The organism is Streptomyces sp. NPDC014801 (assembly GCF_043082085.1).
GTDB lineage: Bacteria > Actinomycetota > Actinomycetes > Streptomycetales > Streptomycetaceae > Streptomyces.
This window is the reverse complement of the sequence record NZ_JBIBXG010000003.1, coordinates 1-17,525: the sequence shown is the minus strand read 5'-3', so window position 1 is coordinate 17,525 and position 17,525 is coordinate 1. Positions and strand designations below refer to the sequence as shown.

Below are 17,525 nucleotides of genomic sequence, written 5' to 3'. Positions count from 1 at the left end.
CCTTCACGCCGAGCCGTAGCGCACGTCGGTCAGGCGTTCCGACAGACGCCAGAGGCGCTCGGCGGTGCCCGGGTCGGTGGCCCGGAGCGCCAGGACGGCCCGGCGGGGGGCGCCGCGCAGTTCGCCGGGGCCGTCCGGGGCGTACAGCTCGCCGCCTTGCGCGTCCGGTGCGGTCGCGGCGTACAGCTGGGGCAGGGCGCCCTGGTCCGGGGACTGGGCCAGCGGCAGCAGGACGCGGCCGTAGAGCAGTCGCACCGAGCCGACGGGGGCGCTGGTCTGGAGGCCGGTGGCGGTGTAGCCGGGGTGCGCCAGCATGCTGCGGACCGGGCTGCCGGCAGCGGTCAGCCGCCGGTGCAGCTCGTGTCCGAAGACGGCGTTGGCGAGCTTGGACTGGTTGTAGCGGCCCATCGGGGAGTACGACCGGGCGCCGGTCGGGTCGTCGAAGTCGATGCGCGCGCGGCGGTGGTTGGCGGACGTCACGGTCACCACGCGCGGGTCGTCGCCGCCCGCGAGCAGGTCGAGCAGCAGGCCGGTCAGCGCGAAGTGGCCGAGGTGGTTGGCGGCGAACTGCAGCTCGATGCCGCCGTCGGTGAGCGTGCGCGGCGGCGCCATCACACCGGCGTTGTTGACCAGGACGTCGGGGCGTACGCCGTCCGACGCCAGCCGGCCGGCGAAGGCGCGGATCGACTCCCCGTCGGTCAGGTCCAGCCGGCGGACCTCCAGGCGAGCGCCCGGGCACACGGCCGTGATCTCCGCGACGGCCTTGCGGCCCTTGGCCTCGTCGCGCACCGCGAGGACCACCCGGGCGCCCTTGTGGGCGAGGGCCCGGGTGGTCGCGAGGCCGAGACCGCTGTTCGCCCCCGTGACGACGAACACCCGTCCGTCGAGGTCCGGGATCTCCTCCGCGCTCCAGCGCTTCCTACTCGTCATGCGCCTCACCGTGCCGCATGTGACACCGAGTGTCAAGAATGGCATTTCGAGACAGCGACGGCACGGCGCTTACGATGGGCAGCATGACGCCCCCTCCGGACGGCACCCTCGCCCAGCGCAAACGCCAGCTCGTCGCGGACGAACTCACGCAGGCCGCGCTGACCCTGCTCGCCCGCGACGGCTTCGACGCGGTCACCGTGGACGAGATCGCCGCCGCCGCCGGGGTGTCCAAGCGGACGTTCTTCCGCTACTTCGCCTCCAAGGAGGACGTGGTCGTCCAGTTCCTCGCCGGCCTGGGCACCGCCATGTGCGAGGAACTGGCGGGCCGCCCGGCCGAGGAGCCGCCGTCGGCCGCGCTGCGCGCCACGGTGTGGCGCTCCGTCGACGCCTGCGCAGGGCACGCGGACCGGGCCCTGCGCGTCGTCCAGCTGATCCTGCGGACGCCGGCGCTGCTCGGCCGCTTCCTGGAGCGGCAGGCGCAGTGGCGGGAGGAGCTGGCGGCCGAGCTGGCGCGCCGGCTGGGCCTCGACCCCGCGACGGAGCTGTATCCGCAGCTGGCGGCGGGCATGGCGCTGGCCGCCTTCCACACCGTGCTGCAGCGCTGGAGCGACAGCGACGGCACCGAGGATCCCGCCACGCTCACCGACCGGGCCTTCACCGTCGTCGCCCCGTCCCTCGACGCCGTCCCCGTCCCCGTCCCCACCTCCGGCACCGGCACCGGCACCGTCCCGACGACGTGACGCCGCAGCGGGACGCACGTCGTCGCCGGCGCGGACGCACGTCGTCGCCGAGGCAGGACGCACGACGTCGTCGGGGCAGGACGCACGTCGGTCGCCGGGGCACCGATGAGTTCCGTCGCTGCGGCCGGTCTCCCCTTCATCGCCTACGACACGTGGAGGACCCGATGCCCCAGCTGCTGCGTGTGCAGAACTTCAGCGTCTCCAGTGACGGATTCGGCGCCGGGGAGGGACAGAGTCTGGAGCGGCCCTTCGGTCACGCCGATCCCTCGCAGATGTTCGCCTGGGCGATCCACACCGCGAGCTGGCCCGGGCGCACCGCTCCCGGCGGCAGCCGGGGCCTCGACGACTACTTCACGCGGGACTTCGCGCACAACATCGGCGCCGAGATCATGGGCCGCAACAAGTTCGGGCCGCAGCGCGGGCCCTGGCAGGACCACGAGTGGCGCGGCTGGTGGGGCGAGGAGCCGCCGTTCCACACCCCGGTGTTCGTCATGACCCATCACACGCGTCCCTCGTTCACCCTCTCCGACACCACCTTCCACTTCGTCGACGGCGACCCGGCCACCGTGCTGGCCCTGGCGCGGGAGGCAGCACAGGGCAAGGACGTGCGGCTCGGCGGCGGTGCGACCGTCGTCCGGGAGTTCCTGGACGCCGGTCTCGTCGACACCCTGCACGTGGCGGTCTCGCCGATGAAGCTCGGCTCCGGCACCCGGTTGTGGGAGTCGCCCGAGGAACTGCTCGACCGGTACCACCTCGACGTCGTGCCCAGCCCGAGCGGTGTGACGCACCACCTGTTCTGGCGCCGGTGACCTGCCGGAGCCACCGCGGGCGGGGGCGCGGTGGCTCCGGCGGCAGACACGTGCGCCCCGCGGTGTCAGGGCGTGGCCAGCAGCGCCTTCAAGGCCTCGGCGGTGTCCGGATGGCGGGCGAGCAGGGCCGCGCCGGCCGGGGCCGGCTCCGCGGACTGCCAGGTGCCCGTGCAGCCGAGCAGGTCCGCCACCGCGTCGCAGGTCGCCGGGTGGGCGGCGAGCAGGGCCGGGCCGCGGGGCGCGGAGGCGCGGTCGCGGGCCGGGCGCGGGGCTGCCGAGGCCGGTTCGGCCCGCCACGGCGGTGTCCACGCGTCCAGGTCCGCCAGCCGGCCCGGGAAGACCCGGCCGGCCTCGCGGATCAGCAGGGGCGCGAGATCGGCGCCGCTGCCGCGCAGCGTGGTGATGAGGGTCGGCAGCCAGGGCAGCAGCACCGGGTCCGGCAGCTGCGCGAAGGCGTGCGAGACCGCTTCGACGACGAAGTCGGCGAGGCCCGGCACCGGCTCCAGCGCGTGCAGGAAACCGCTGAGATAGCGCGGGTAGGCGGGCACCACCAGCGGGTTGCCGAGCAGTTCCGCGCACCGCGCCCGCAGGTCGGCGCGGGTGAGCCGGCCCAGCTGTGTCCTCGCCGCCCACAGCAGCGCCGTCTTGGCGGGGTCCTCCGGGTGCGACTGGGCGACGGCCAGCTCCAGCTGGTTGCGGTCGCAGCCGAGGGACAGGGCGAGGCCCTCCATGCTGAACAGGAAGCCCAGCATGGCCGCCACCTGGCGCACGCTCGCGTCGTCGTCGGCGAACGCCGTCGGCAGCAGCGTGCAGTAGTGCGCGTATCCGGTCGTGACGAACGACTCGATCCACGCGGGCAGCGCCGGCTCGCTGGTGCGGTAGTACGCCAGCAGGCCGCGCACCCGGCGCAGCACCTCCGGCGCGCCGTCCACGCTCCGCTCGGTCGCGAGCACCTCCAGCGCGCGCCGGCCCAGTTCGTCGGCGAGGCGGCGGCTGCGCAGGTAGAGGGTGGCGTCCTCGACGGCCTGGAGGACGGTCGCCGTGGTGGCCTGCGGGCCGTACGCGGTGCGCCGCAGCCGCTGCTCCAGGACCTGCTCGATGCTGACGCCCTCGTAGCCCAGCTCGATCAGGGCCCGCTGGTGGGTGCCGAGCGCCAGGTCCCAGGACTCCTGGATGGGCCGTTCGCCGAGCCGCCGTTCGCCCATGATGGGGCGGGCCGCCCCGTGCGGCAGAAGGTACCGCAGCATCCACAGCACGTCGGAGCATTGCTCGAGCTCCGGCCGGGACGCCATGTCGAGCAGGGCCCGCTGGACGCCGCGCTGCTGGAGCTTGAGGTTCAGCGGGGCGAGCCGGTCGTGGACGTCCCGGGCGAGCGGGGGCAGCGCGTCGTAGCCGACCTGGCCGACCCGGTCGCCGCCGAGCATGATCTCCACCAGGCGGCGCACGTCCCGCCGGCCCGGCACGCTGTCCTTCTCGATGCAGGTGACCGCCGCGTCCTGGAAGTCGTACGGCGTCGGCTTGGCCCGCTCGCGCAGTCCGGCCAGCAGGATCGACGTCTCGAAGACGGCGATGGCGTCGGCGGTGGAGGCGAGGTAGCCGTTGCGGCGGGCGGCGCGCACGATCTCCACCGACCAGCCGAGCAGTTCCGCCTCGTCGAGCCGGTCCAGGACCGGGGGCCGCCGCAGGAAGCCGGTCAGCTTGTCGGACGCGTCGAGCGGGGGCGCGGGGACGGCGGCGGGCACGGCCTTGGCCGCTTTCTTCGACGTCCTGGTGCCCGCCTGCCCGGCGAGCCGGTACGGCGTGACGCGGGTGCGCCTGAGGTTCTTCGCCCACTCGCTCGCCGCGATGGACACCGAACCGGCGGCGAGGCCGAACTGCGCCTCGATCGCCGCGTGGCTGGACGGGATCAGGCCGTACTGCCACTTGGTGGCGCTGGGCGGGGTGATCTCGAAGGTGCCGGCGCCGTGGACGCCGAACTCCTCGACCCGGCTGGCCGCGTGGAAGGCGCCGCAGACGTACAGCGCGTCCGCGGGGTCGGTGCCCGTCTCGGCGAGGTGGGCGCGCATCCGCGTCCACATGTACCGCTCGCGGTCCTCGTCGACCCGGACCCGGTGCGGATCGCCGGGTGCCAGGCGGCGGAAGAGGCTGCCGATCAGCAGCATGACCTGGCGGTAGGTGTCGTGGTCCGCGTCGCCGAGGGGCAGTTCGACGTACTGGTGCCACCACTCCGACCAGTGCCGCACGCGCCCGTGCCGCAGCAGGTGCTCCTCCAGTTCGGCGAAGCGGGGGCGCAGGTCGCCGATCTCCACGCCGACGGCGTCGCCGTGCAGCGCGGCCTCCTCCTGGGCGACCGGTGCATCCGGGCCGACCGGTTCCGCGGGGTCGGCGGGCTTCTCCTGCCACTGGAAGACGTGGTCGCAGGAGCGGTCGACGAGGACCAGCTCGACGCCGGGGGTGTCCAGGGCGTAGGCGAGGGCCTGGTACTCGGCGGACGCCTCGGTGATCGGGGCGACCACCGACAGCGGCGCCCACTCGGCGGGGAAGCCGTCGACCTCCGTGGCGAACGCCTGCACCGCCACGGGCAGCCGGCAGTTGCGCAGCTCGGTGAGGATCGGCGACATGTCCTCGCACAGCTCCAGGTACACCACCTTCGGCTGCTTCTCGCGCAGCCGGCGTGCCATGGCGAGCGCGGAGGCGGGCGAGTGGTGGCACACCGGGAAGATCTCCAGTGGTTCGCGCACCGCGCGGTCGACGTCGTCGACGATGCCGAGCAGGATGCCCTCCAGGGCGTCCGGCCCGTCGGCGAGCGCCGCCGCCGCTTCCTGGAGCTGTCCGCGCAGCGCGGCGAAGGTGCCCTCGGTCACGGCGTTCACGACAGGGTCGCGATCGCGTCGCGGCCGCCCTCGTAGAACTCCGGCCAGGAGCCGCCCTCCTCCTTGCCGCGCGGCTCGACGACGCCGTGCAGGTACTTGTTGAGGATGGCCAGGTCCTCGGGTTCGCGCCGGGCGAGCGAACCGACCAGGGAGGAGGCGAGGGTACGGGCTGTCAGGGCGCGTTCACCGAAGAAGTTGCTGTGCAGGATGGCGTCCTCCAGCACGCCGATCTGCTCGGCGGTGGACAGCGCGGACTCCAGCTTCTCGTCGTCGCTCGCGGCGGCGGCCGCGGAGGCGCGCAGGTCGGCGAAGCTCTGCAGCAGCACGTCCAGCAGTGTCGGCGGAACGTCCAGCTCTATCCGGTGGCGGCGCAGCAGTTCCTCGGTGCGGAAGCGGACGATCTCCGCCTCGCTCTTCTTGTTCGTCACGACGGGGATGCGGACGAAGTTGAAGCGGCGCTTGAGCGCGGAGGACAGGTCGTTGACGCCGCGGTCGCGGCTGTTGGCGGTGGCGATGACGGTGAAGCCGGGCTTGGCGAAGACGATGTTGTCGCTGTCGAGTTCGGGCACCGAGACGTACTTCTCGGACAGGATGGAGATCAGCGCGTCCTGCACGTCGCTGGTGGCGCGGGTCAGTTCCTCGAAGCGGCCGATGACGCCGCCCTCCATCGCGGTCATGATCGGCGAGGGGATCATCGACTCCCGTGACTGTCCCTTGGCGATGACCATGGACACGTTCCACGAGTACTTGATGTGGTCCTCGGTGGTGCCGGCCGTGCCCTGCACCACCAGTGTGGAGTTGCGGCAGACGGCGGCGGCCAGCAGCTCGGCCAGCCAGCTCTTGCCGGTGCCGGGGTCGCCGATGAGCAGCAGTCCGCGGTCGGAGGCCAGGGTGACGATGGCCCGTTCGACGATGCTGCGGTCGCCGAACCACTTCTGGGGGATCTCCCGGTCGAGCCCGTCGGCGCGCTCGGAGCCCAGGATGAACACCCGGATCATCTTCGGCGACAGCCGCCAGGAGTACGGCTTGGGGTGGGTGTCGACGGACTCCAGCCAGTCCAGCTCCTCGGCGTACTTGATCTCGGCGGGGGCGCGCAACAGGTCGGACACGTCAGGGCCTTTCGATGAGGAAAAAAGGAAAGGAAGGGAGCGAACGAAGAAGGCGGGGCGGCGAACCGGCGCTCTCAGGTCAGGAACGACTTCAGCTCGTGCACCAGCTTGCGGATGTGGCCGGATATGACCGGCGTGCCGAGGTCCTTGAACCGCTCCTTGAACCACGGGTTCACGCTGCCGCGGCCGGCGCTGGTCACCGAGCCGACGGGGATGAACTTCGCGCCGGAGCGGTGGATGGCCGCCATGCTCTCGAACAGCGGTTCGCAGCGCCATTCGTAGAAGTCGGAGATCCACACCACGACCGTGTTGCGCGGTTCGGCGATCTTCGGCTGGGCCAGGGCCATGGCGACCGTGCCGTCCGTGCCGCCGCCGAGTTGCGTGCGCAGCAGGGTCTCGAAGGGGTCGCTCACCCACGGGGTGAGGTCGAGGGCCTGGGTGTCGTAGGCGATGAGATGGACGTCGACCTTGGGCAGTCCGGCGAAGATGGACGCCAGGATGGTGCAGTTGACCATCGAGTCGACCATGGAGCCGGACTGGTCGACGACCACGATCAGCCGCTGGGGTGTGGTCTTGCGGGCGGTGTGGCGGTAGTAGAGGCGGTCGACGTAGAGCCGCTCCTCCTCGGGGTCCCAGTTGGTGAGGTTCTTCCAGATGGTGCGGTCGAGGTCGAGGTTGCGGAAGACCCGCTTGGGCGGGACGGACCGGTCCAGGGCGCCCACGGAGGCCTTCTCCACCTGCGTGCGCAGCACCTCGGCGACCTCGTCGACGAAGCGGCGGATGAGCGCCTTGGCGTTGGCGAGGGCGACACCGGAGAGGTTGTTCTTGTCGCGCAGCAGCTGCTCGATGAGCGACATGCTGGGGGTGAGCCGGGCGGCGAGCTGCGGGTCGGCGAGGACTTCCCGCAGCTGCATGCGCTGGACCAGGTCGGCCTCGATGGCGCCGAGTTCGGGGCCGATCGCCGGGATCAGCGTGGAGAGGTCGGGCGTGGGGAAGCCGGCTCCGGTGCCGGTCGGGCTCACTCCCCCGCCGCCGCCCGCCCGGGCGGTGCCCCCTCCCCCGGCACGACCGCCGCGCAGGTCGCCCGGTACGCAGCCGAGGGCGCGCTCCAGCCAGCCGGCGTCGGCCTGCCAGCGGGCGAGCTGCCCGGCGGTGACGGTGCCGGGGGCGGAGGCGAAGACGTTGAGCAGCACCTTGGAGGCCAGGGCGGCCCGCCGCACCTCGGCGGCGCGGTCGCGGCCCTCCTCCTCGGGTTCGGGCACCATCAGGCCCTCGAACTCGGCGGCCAGCTCCGGGTGGCGCTGCACGAGCGCGTCGACGGAGGCCTGTGGGTCCAGCAGCGCGGGCGGCAGGCCGATGTCCTCGACGACGGCGAGGGAGGCGGACTCCAGGGCGGCCTGCTCCTCGGGGTCGAAGAGGCGGGCGAGCAGCCGCCAGTAGAGCACCTGCCGGCGGTTCTCGTCGGCGCTCGGCGGCACGGCCGGCCCGGTGGAGGGGGCGGCGTTCGTGTGGTCGGTCATGTCCGCAGCAGCCTTCCCGCGCGTTCGCGCAGCACGGCCACCGCGTCGGTGGCGGCCTTCTCCGCCTTGACGCCGGCCTTGTCGGTGGTGCCCCCGGCCCAGGCCCCGGCGTGCACCGCGACGGTCTTCTTGCGCACGGTGGTCTCCACCGCGAGGGGCTGCAGGCCGTACTGCCCGGCGTCCCAGCGCAGCAGCCCGATGCACGCGGTGGAGGCGGCTACGGCCTGCGGGGTGAGCGGACCGGCGGCGGGAACGCGGTCGGTGTCGACGGCCAGCCGGTGTCCGGCGAGGGTGAACGTGACCGTGTCGCCGTCCTGTTCGGTGCCGTAGCCCTCCAGGAACACCGGGTGGGCCAGGCGGACCGGGTGCCGGTCCAGGGGTGCGGCGGACGGGGCGAGCGCGGTGGGCAGGGCGACGCGGGCGGTGGCGAAGGGGTCGGCGCTCTCGCCCGCGCGTGCCCGCTCCTCCTGCCAGATCAGGTCGCCCTCGGCGGTCACCGGCATGTCGGTGAGGTCCATGGAGCGGCCCTCGCCGGCGGCGGCCAGGAGCGTCAGGTGCGGGCGCAGCAGCTGCCAGACGCCGGCGCCGAGGACCGTGTCGGGCTTCGGCACGGACACGCTCGCACGGACCAGCCGGGGCGCGGAGCCGTCGGCGGGTTCGAGGACGGCGTGGACCTGCGCCTGGGCGGCGGTGGCGTGCTCCTGGACGTCGACGCCGAGGGGCAGCAGCCGGCCGGTGACGGTGTCCGTGGCGGGGGCGCCGGCGCCGCCGGGCACGGTCAGGAGCATGCCGCGCGCCCACAGGTCGGCCCAGCGGCGCACGGGGACCCGCTCCAGCAAGGCTCCCGGGCAGGACGCGGCGAGTTCGGCGGCGAAGCCGTCCAGCAGGGTCGCCAGGCGCCGCAGCGCGAGGTGCGGCAGCATCGCGGAGACCACCTGGGCGGAGCCCGCCACCACGTCGTGGTCGAGGCCCTGCCAGCCGGTGCGGGCGAGGTCGCAGAGCCAGGAGCGGGCGGCGGCGAGCAGGTTCGGCGTCTGCTCGCCGGCGGCGGCCGGGGCGGGCGTGCCGGTGCGGGTGCGGCCGGTGGCCTCGTCGGCGCGCTCCGCGAGCGCGTCGTGCGCGGCGCCGAGCAGCGCGGTGCGGGCGGCGGCCAGGGCGAGGAAGTGGTCCTCGCTCGCGGCGCCGGCCGCGGCCTTCTCGGCGGCCTCGGCGACGCGGGCGGCGAGCGGGCTCGCGGCGACCGCGTCGGCGAGGGCGGTCAGGCCCGCGCTCTGGGCGGGCTGCGGGCGCAGCAGGCCGCCGAGCAGGGTCCGGTCGAAGGCGTCGACGGCGGCCAGGGTCTCGTCGAGGCCGTCGACCGGTTCGGTCAGCAGGTCGATCCGCATCAGGCCACCGCCCTGGTCGGCGGGAACCACTGCATCTCCGGCAACGGCGCGGTGCTCTGCGCCAGTTCCAGGTAGGCGAGGTGGCGCAGGAACCGGCTGAACACCGACGCGGCCGCCGTGCCGTCCGCGGGTGCCGGGCGGGTCGCGCTCATGGCGAGCCGGATCGGCTGCGCGCCGGGCTCGCCGTCCGCGAGGTCGACGCGCAGATAGCGGGCGACGCGCTCGGCGCCGTACTGCAGGACCGCCTCGGTGATCAGCGCGCCGATGTGGTTGCAGAAGCCGCCGCGGGCACCGCCGCAGGGCCGGTTGTTGTTGGTGCTGCACGCGTAGGCGTACGTCCCGGCGGCGACCGAGGAGACGTAGACCCGCTCGATCGCCGAACCGCTGGAGACGACGCCCTGCAGGCGTCCGTCGGCCAGCTCCACGAACGGGACCTTGGCCAGCTTGCGCGGCCGGGCCGGCGGGATCACCCGCGCCGTGCTCGACCTCTCGACGTCGGACAACGCACCATCTCCTTCGCAGCACAAGGGAAGCCCATCGCCGGACCGGCGGGACACCATCGAACTTAGCGGGGACCACTGACAACGCCCCTTGCGAGCAGGGCGGGTGGCGTCGTGGGAGACGGCGGGGCGGGGCTCAGGCGTCGTCGGCCGTGCCGAGGCCGGTGAGGGCGCCCACGGGGTCCGGGTCGGGGGTGCCGCGGGGCCACCAGTCGTCGGCGTCCGGCTCGGACTCGTACGCGTACCACAGGCCGTCCTGGCCGAGCCGGAGCTGGACGTGGCCGCGCGGGTGGGTGAGCCGGTTGCGCCAGGGGCGGAACGCGGGCAGGTCGGCGGCCAGGAGCGCCGGGCGGGCGCGGTCGAAGCGGCCCGCCGGCGGGTCCCAGGGCTCCTCCAGGACGGCGAGCCCGTCCAGGCCGCCCTGGCGCCATGCGGCGACCGCGCGGGCCAGTTCGGCCGGGGTGCGCCCGACGGCGGTCGCGAGCGAGGAGTACAGGGCGCGTGAGCCGGCGGTCAGTCCGGAACCGGGGCGGGCCGCCGCCAGCCGTACCGCGTCCTGCCACAGCGTCAGCCGGCCCACCTCGTCCTCGCCGGTGGCGAGGAGGGCGTGGGCGCGGGCGGCGGCGTCGGTCGCGAGCTGGTCGAGGTCGATCGGGTCGGGTCCGCCGGGGGCGGCCGGGTAGACGGGCGGCTGCTCCGGATGCGGCGGGAGCGGCAACGGCTCGGGCAGCGGCGGGCGTTGCCGCGCCGCGAAGACCTCCGTGGCGCGGACGCCGGGCAGGGGTGCCGGTTCCCGGTCCTGGGCGGCGCGGGCCGCGCGCGTGGCGCTCAGCCGGGCGAGCGCGTCGAGCAACTCCCGCTCGCCGCGGCCGCGCAGCAGGAGCAGGACGAAGGGGTCGGCGTCCAGCAACCGCGCGGTCTGGTAGCAGAGGGCGGCGGCGTGCTTGCAGGGGTGCCCGCGGTCGGGGCAGCTGCAGCGCGGTTCCAGATCGCCCGGTTCGGGCAGCAGCGGCACTCCGCAGTCGGCGAGGGAGTGCGGCATCTCCTTGTCGAGCAGGGCGGCGATGTGGCCGGGCCGCTCGGCCGCGGCGTCCAGGAAGCGCGCCCAGTCGTCGTCGCCGAGCGTGCGCAGCCGCACCTGGACCCGGTACGGGCGCGGGCGGCTGCCCTGCACGTACGCCAGCACCGAACCGGGGGTGACGGTGATGGCGTCCACATGCCCCTGCTCGGCGTAACCGCGCCCGCGCGCCAGTCTCTTGGCGTCCAGCGCGCCCTCCTCCAGCGCCGTCACCCAGGCGTTGCCCCACCAGGTCTCGGCGAAGCGGGTGTCGTCCCCCGCCGGCCGGGGCGCGAACGCCGGGAAGGTGCGCCGCAGGTCCCCGTCCCGCGCGGGGGCGGCCATGGAACGGGGCAGATACGACGCCGGAGCGGCCTCGCCGTGTGCGCGGGACGCCGGGGACGGGGCGGTGGCGGGAGGGCGGGCCGGGGTTTCCGCAGGCGGGCGGTGGGCCGGCGTTTCCGCAGGCGGGAGGTTGGCCGGGGTTTCCACAGGCGGGCGGTTGGCCGGGGTGTCGTCGTCGGCGTGCGCGGGGTGCGGCTCCGCCGGCGGGGGTGCGAGGGTACGGCTCTGCTGTGCGGCAGGGCTGTCGGTGCCCTCGGCGGGCTCCTCCGGTGACGCGTCGGTGGGCATGTGGAAGGCACCCGAGAGCAACTGGCGAAGTTCGCGGGCGCGTTGGGCCGCCGCGTCCCCCGAGGTCTGGGTCCGCTGCCGGGCGGCCGGGGGCGCGGCGGAGCGGGACGGTCTGCGGCGTGCCGGGGACGCGCCGCCCGGCTGGTCCGCCTCGGCCTTGCGCCGCGCCTCGGCACGGGCCGCCCGCAACGCCTCACGGGCCCGGTCCGCGGGGGTCGCGCTGCCCGGTGCGGGTGTGGCTGCGGGCGCTGTCGTGCCGGTGTCCGGCGTCTCCTCGTCGGCGCGGGTGCCGGATGCCTCATCGGCCGTGGCGGTGCCCGGGGGCTGCCCGACCGTCCCGGGCCGCCCGGCCGTGTCGGTGTCGGACGCTGCCGCGTCCGTGTGCGTAGCGACGGTTTCGGTCGGCCTCTCGGCGGGCGAGGGAGCCTCCGCCATCGCCTCGTCGGTGACGGCCGCCGTCCGCCGCTGTGCCACGGCACGCCGCAGCGCCGCGCGGGCGACGTCACCCGGTCGCGACGGCGGCTGGGGCTCCGACTGCGACTGCGACTCTCCGGTCTCCTCTACGGCGTCCGCCGTGCCACCGTGCCGATCCGCCTCGCCCGCGTCGCTCTCCGCGCCGCCGCGCTCCTCCCCCATTTGGGCGCTCTCCGGCGTCGCGCCGCCCCGCTCCCGCGCCTCGCGCAGGGCGCGGCGCGCCGCCTCGGCGGGGCCGTGTGACTCGGCCGGACCGTGGGGCTCGGAAGGACCGTGGGGCTCGGAAGGACCGTGGGGCTCGGAAGGGCCGTGCGGCTCGGAAGGGCCGTCCTGTTCCGTCATCACGCCTCCCTCCGCAGCGAGACCAGGTCGGACAGCTCACGGTCGGTCAGTTCCGTGAGGGCGGACTCGCCGGAGCCGAGGATGGCGTCGGCCAGGGCGCGCTTGGCGGCGAGCATCTCGGCGATGCGGTCCTCGACGGTGCCCTCCGTGATCAGCCGGTGGACCTGGACGGGCTGGGTCTGGCCGATGCGGTAGGCGCGGTCGGTGGCCTGCTCCTCCACGGCCGGGTTCCACCAGCGGTCGAAGTGGACGACATGGCCGGCGCGGGTGAGGTTCAGGCCGGTGCCGGCGGCCTTGAGGGAGAGGACCAGGATGGGCGTCGTACCGCTCTGGAAGCGGTCGACCATGCGTTCACGTTCGGGGACGGGCGTGCCGCCGTGCAGCAGGTCGACGGGGACCGCCCGGCCGGCCAGGTGGGCGGTGATCAGGCGGGCCATGCCGACGTACTGCGTGAAGACGAGGGCCGAGCCGTCCTCCGCGAGGAGGGTGTCCAGCAGCTCGTCGAGCAGGGCGAGTTTGCCGGAGCGCGCGGCGAGCCGGTCGCCGGCGACCGGGCCGGGATCCTCCTTGAGGTACAGGCCGGGGTGGTCGCAGATCTGCTTCAGGGACGTGAGCAGCTTCAGCACCAGACCGCGGCGGGCCATGCCCTCGGCGGTCTCGATGGCGAGCATCGACTCGCGCACCACCGCCTCGTACAGCGCGGCCTGTTCGCGGGTGAGCGGCACCGGGTGGTCGGTCTCCGTCTTGGGCGGCAGCTCGGGCACGATGCCCGGGTCGGACTTCTTGCGGCGCAGCAGGAAGGGACGGACCAGGCGGGCCAGCCGCTGCACGGCCTCCTCGTCCTCGCCGGTCTCGACGGCGCGCGCGTGCCGGGCGCGGAAGGACTTCAGCGGGCCGAGCAGGCCGGGGGTCGTCCAGTCGAGCAGGGCCCACAGCTCGGAGAGGTTGTTCTCGACGGGGGTGCCGGTCAGGGCCACGCGTGCGGGTGTCGGGATGGTGCGCAGCGCCTTCGCCGTCGCCGAGTAGGGGTTCTTCACGTGCTGGGCCTCGTCGGCGACGACCATGCCCCAGGGCTGCTCGGCGAGGGTGGGCGCGGCCGAGCGCATGGTGCCGTACGTGGTGAGGACGAAGCCGCCGTCGAGGTCGTCCAGGGTGCGGGTCTGGCCGTGGTAGCGGCGGACGGGGACGCCGGGGGCGAAGCGGGTGATCTCGCGCTGCCAGTTGCCGAGCAGGGAGGCCGGGCAGACGACGAGGGTCGGTTCACGGCGGGCCCGTTTCAGGTGCAGGGCGATCACGGTGATCGTCTTGCCGAGGCCCATGTCGTCGGCGAGGCAGCCGCCGAGGCCGAGCGAGGTCATCAGCTCCAGCCAGGCCAGTCCCCGCAGCTGGTAGTCGCGCAGGGTGGCGTGGAGGGCGGGCGGCGGGTCGGCCGGGTGCAGGCCGGCGGTGAGCCGGTCGCGCAGGGCCGCCAGCGCGCCGACCGGAACGGCCTCGACGGTCTCCCCGTCGAACTCCGCGGTGCCGGTGAGGGCGACGGACAGCGCGTCCACCGGGTCGAGCAGGCCCAGGTCGCGTTTGCGGGCCTTGCGGACGAGTGCCGGGTCGACGAGCACCCACTGGTCGCGCAGCCGGACCACCGGGCGGTGGGCCTCGGCGAGGGCGTCCATCTCGGCCTCGGAGAGCGGTTCGCCGCCGAGGGCGAGCTGCCAGCGGAACTGCAGCAGGTCCTCGCTCTCGAAGAACCCGGTGCCGTCGGTGGCCGAGCCGGGCGCCGGGCGGACGACGGCGCTGGCGGTGAGGTCCTGGGCCAGGTCGCGCGGCCAGTGCACGGCGACGCCCGCGGCGGCGAGGCGGGTCGCGGCCACGCCGAGCAGGTCGCTCAGTTCGTCCTCGCCGAGGGCAAGCACGTCCGGGGTGTCCTGTTCGGTGAGCCGGGCGAGCGGCGGCCACACGCGGGCGGCGCGCCGGACGGCGAGGGCGGCGTCCACGCGGGCGCGGGAGCCGAAGGCGGCGTCGGCCTCCCCCGCCCACAGCGTGGCCGCGTCGGTGACCAGGGTGGGGTCGGCCAGGCTGTGGACCTGGACGATGGCGGCTGCGGCGCCGCGCGCGCCGTCGCCGCCGGGCCCCGGGTCGAACAGGTCGGCCGCCGACAGGTCCAGGCGCAGGGAGATCCGCACGCCGGCGTCCATGCCGGCGGCGACCTCGGCGGCCCAGTCCTGGGCGCCGGGCAGCCGCTGCGGGGCGCGGGCGGCGAAGGGCCGGCCCGTGGCGAAGGGGGCGGCCGGGGTGCGGGGCAGGGTGTCGGCGACGGCGTCGAGGAAGGCGCGCAGCAGCGCCTCGGGGGCGGGCAGCCGCAGCGGGCCCGGTCCGGGCAGCGGGACGGCGTGCCCCTCGGGGGGCAGGGCGGCGGCGACGGCCCGCAGGTGGGCGACGTCGTCGGGGTCGAGGGGGCCGGCGCGCCAGGCGTCGTGGCCGGTCGGGGTGAGGCCGGGCAGCAGGCGCCCGCGCGCGGTGAGCCGCAGTGCGTGCAGCGCGGCGGCGCCCCAGGCGGCGGTGGCGGGGTGGGCGGCCGGGTCGCGGCGGCCGCGCACCAGCAGCGGCAGCGCGGTGTCGAGGGGCAGGGACAGCGCCGGGGTCTGCTTGCGGCGGACGGACGTGCCGTGCGGCCGGACCACGGTCAGGTCGGCGGGCTCCGCGGAGGTCCCCTCGGGCAGGGGGCGGTCGTCGGGGTCCCAGAAGGCGATCCGGCCCTCGCGCGGCACGGGCGCGGGCAGGAAGACGGCCGCGAGCCGGGCGGGCACGCGCGCGGGCGCCGGGGGCAGGTCGTCCTCGCGCCGCGCCGTCGCGGGCACGCCGCTCCCGCGCCGCGCCACCGCGGGCCAGTCGGCCATACGCTCTGCCACCTCCCGTCCTCCTGCCGGATCAGTCGTCTCCGACTCTACGGGCGGGGTCCGACAATCGGCTCCGGCGGCGGTGCGTGACTGGACCGGCGGCCCTGTCAGGGCACGGTGCGGGAGACGACGTACACCATCGGGTTGTCCGGGTCGGCCATGTTCACCACGACGTCGAGGGTGGGCGCCGGGTTGCGCTGCTCGTGCACCAGGCCGCCCCAGGGACCGGGGCCGGTGAACTTCCAGCCGGTGATCTTCTGGTCGCGCTCGCTGATGGTGATGTCGTTCAGCTTCAGCTCGCCGCGGTGGGCGCCGATCCAGCGCAGGAAGTTGTCCAGGTTGGCGAGGGAGGTCTGGAACTGGACGTAGAGACGGCTGGTCTTCCAGTTGTTCGTCTCGTAGTAGGCGACCTCGTAGGACTGCTTCGGGATCGGCACCTGGTACAGGCGGCGCTGCACCCGGGACGGCCAGCCCGCGGTGAGCCCGGTCGCCGAGTACTTGGCCTCCTTGTCCTTGCCGCTGTCGCGGCTCTGGTTGGCGGAGATCACCAGGTAGCCGGCCGGGACGCCGATGAGCAGCACGATGATCAGCAGGGTGAGCGCGCGGCGCCGGATCATGTGCCGGCGGTCCTCCGCGGGCCGCTCGGTGTCGTCCGCGGGCGGTGCCTGGTGGGGCAGCTGGGTCGTCATGCCGAGTCCCGGGCCGTGCGGCGGGCCTCGGCGTACCGCTCGTAGCGTTCGTAGCGCTCCACGCGGCGCCGCTTGGCGCGGCGGAACCGGCGGGCGACCAGCCGGGCCAGGTCGGCGGCGCCCACCATGCCGGCCTCGGGGCCGAGCTGGGCGCGCACGATGCGGGCCTCGGGCCGGTAGCCGCGCCCGGTGAGGTGCCGCTTGAAGGCGTCCCGCGCGGGGCCGATCAGCAGGTCGTCGGCCGCGGAGACACCGCCGCCGATGACGAAGCAGGAGGGGTCGAGGGCGGCGGCGAGGTTGGCGATGCCGACGCCGAGCCACTGGCCGATGTCCTGCAGCAGCTCCACGCACATCGCGTCGCCCTCGCGGGCCAGCTCGGTGATCAGCGGGCCGGTGATGTCCGCGATGTTGCCCTTGACGTGCTCGATGATCCCGTACGCCACCGGGGAGTCCGCGGCGGCCAGTTCCCGGGCCTCCCGGACCAGGGCGTTGCCCGAGCTGTACTGCTCCCAGCAGCCGCGGTTGCCGCACGGGCAGCGGTGGCCGCCGGGCACGACCTGCATATGGCCGAACTCGCCGGCGACGCCGTACTTGCCCCGCTTGACCTGGCCGTCCTCGAGGATCGCGCCGCCGATGCCGGTGCCCAGTGTGATCATCACCAGGTGGTCCTCGCCGCGGCCGGCGCCGAAGCGCCACTCGGCCCAGGCGGCGGTGTTGGCGTCGTTGTCGACCAGGACCGGCACCGACAGGCGTCCGGCGAGACGGTCGCGCAGCGGCTCGTTGCGCCAGGACAGGTGCGGGGCGAACAGGACGCGGTTGCGGTCGGCGTCGACCCAGCCGGCCGCGCCGATGCCGACGGCGTGCACGTCGTGCCGGTCGGACAGGTCCAGTACCAGTTCGACGATGGTGTCCTCGACGACCTTGGGGCTCTTGGACTTGTCCGGGGTCTCCGTGCGGAGCTTCTCCAGGATGTTGCCGTCGGCGTCCACCACGCCGGCCATCACCTTGGTGCCGCCGATGTCGATGCCGACGGTGGGCACGCGGGGGGCGGTCAGGTGGGACCGGCGCTCCCGGGTGCCGACCGTCCGCAGCGCGGTCGCGCGGCGCGAGCCGATGGGGGCCGTGAAGGTGCCGTAGGTGCTCATCGTCGCCGATTCTGCCGCACGGGGGGCTTCGGCGACGAACGCGGGAGCGGCGGAGTGGCCGCCGCCATATCCCGGGTGCGGCGCCGCGGCGGCCGGTCGCGCCCACCCGGCCGAGCCGCCCGTCGACACGGCCTCGCGCGCTCCTAGGGGGTGTCTCGTCGATCAGGCCGGATCAGGGAGCGGCGTCTGGTGCCGTGCATCGCAAGGCGGAGGAGGGAGTCGATGCGGAGCATTGGGGGTCCCCCCTGCTCGAAGAGCTTGGGGGAGAGTGACGACAACGCGGCGAGGTGCGGTGCCAGGCGTCGCGAGCCCGGCGTGATCGACGAGACACCCCCTAGGTCGTGTCCGCAAAGTCAGGGCAGCCAGAGCAGGAGGCAGGCGAGGGTGACCATGGCTTGGTAGTGGCGGGCGCGTTTGTCGTAGCGGGT

12 protein-coding genes are annotated in these 17,525 nt (G+C 74.7%); 2 read left to right on the top strand and 10 right to left on the bottom strand.

Going from position 1 to position 17,525, the window contains the following annotated elements; all coding sequences use genetic code 11:
* Window positions 1-3: 3 nt before the first annotated feature.
* On the bottom strand, window positions 4-930 hold the full coding sequence (locus ACF1AL_RS06820) for an oxidoreductase (protein WP_391825475.1): 927 nt from the start codon (window positions 928-930) through the stop codon (window positions 4-6).
* A gap of 83 nt (window positions 931-1,013) precedes the next feature.
* Between ACF1AL_RS06820 and ACF1AL_RS06815 the strand changes: the two genes are divergently transcribed.
* The gene (locus ACF1AL_RS06815) at window positions 1,014-1,670 is read left to right on the top strand and encodes a TetR family transcriptional regulator (RefSeq protein WP_386417349.1); all 657 of its coding nucleotides are present in this window, start codon (window positions 1,014-1,016) and stop codon (window positions 1,668-1,670) included.
* 164 nt (window positions 1,671-1,834) lie between these two features.
* Entirely contained in the window at window positions 1,835-2,479 is a 645-nt protein-coding gene (locus tag ACF1AL_RS06810) for a dihydrofolate reductase family protein (RefSeq protein ID WP_391825474.1), read from the top strand.
* A 65-nt stretch (window positions 2,480-2,544) separates the two neighbouring features.
* On the opposite strand, the gene ACF1AL_RS06805 is transcribed toward ACF1AL_RS06810, so the two are convergent.
* From ACF1AL_RS06805 to ACF1AL_RS06765, 9 genes are all read right to left on the bottom strand, one after another.
* Window positions 2,545-5,352 carry a hypothetical protein gene (locus ACF1AL_RS06805; protein ID WP_391825473.1) on the bottom strand — a complete coding sequence of 936 codons (2,808 nt, stop codon included), beginning with the start codon at window positions 5,350-5,352 and terminating at the stop codon, window positions 2,545-2,547.
* The gene (locus tag ACF1AL_RS06800) at window positions 5,349-6,461 is read right to left on the bottom strand and encodes an AAA family ATPase (protein WP_384214214.1); all 1,113 of its coding nucleotides are present in this window, start codon (window positions 6,459-6,461) and stop codon (window positions 5,349-5,351) included. Before ACF1AL_RS06800 ends, ACF1AL_RS06805 begins: the two co-directional genes overlap by 4 nt.
* Window positions 6,462-6,535: 74 nt before the next feature.
* Entirely contained in the window at window positions 6,536-7,981 is a 1,446-nt protein-coding gene (locus ACF1AL_RS06795; protein WP_391820857.1) for a VWA domain-containing protein, read from the bottom strand.
* Complete coding sequence (locus ACF1AL_RS06790) at window positions 7,978-9,396, bottom strand: hypothetical protein (protein WP_391701932.1); 1,419 nt, start codon at window positions 9,394-9,396, stop codon at window positions 7,978-7,980. The genes ACF1AL_RS06795 and ACF1AL_RS06790 overlap by 4 nt, the downstream gene beginning before the upstream one ends.
* Window positions 9,366-9,869: a hypothetical protein gene (locus tag ACF1AL_RS06785; RefSeq protein WP_391820858.1), complete on the bottom strand. Its 504-nt coding sequence runs from the start codon at window positions 9,867-9,869 to the stop codon at window positions 9,366-9,368. The genes ACF1AL_RS06790 and ACF1AL_RS06785 overlap by 31 nt, the downstream gene beginning before the upstream one ends.
* 133 nt (window positions 9,870-10,002) lie before the next feature.
* Window positions 10,003-12,192, bottom strand: coding sequence for an SWIM zinc finger family protein (locus ACF1AL_RS06780; protein ID WP_391825472.1), 2,190 nt, complete (start codon window positions 12,190-12,192; stop codon window positions 10,003-10,005).
* Between the two features lie 179 nt (window positions 12,193-12,371).
* The gene (locus tag ACF1AL_RS06775) at window positions 12,372-15,263 is read right to left on the bottom strand and encodes an SNF2-related protein (RefSeq protein WP_391825710.1); all 2,892 of its coding nucleotides are present in this window, start codon (window positions 15,261-15,263) and stop codon (window positions 12,372-12,374) included.
* 107 nt (window positions 15,264-15,370) lie between these two features.
* On the bottom strand, window positions 15,371-15,952 hold the full coding sequence (locus tag ACF1AL_RS06770; protein WP_366838132.1) for a sugar kinase: 582 nt from the start codon (window positions 15,950-15,952) through the stop codon (window positions 15,371-15,373).
* Entirely contained in the window at window positions 15,949-17,097 is a 1,149-nt protein-coding gene (locus tag ACF1AL_RS06765) for an ROK family glucokinase (RefSeq protein WP_366838133.1), read from the bottom strand. Before ACF1AL_RS06765 ends, ACF1AL_RS06770 begins: the two co-directional genes overlap by 4 nt.
* Window positions 17,098-17,525: the final 428 nt, after the last annotated feature.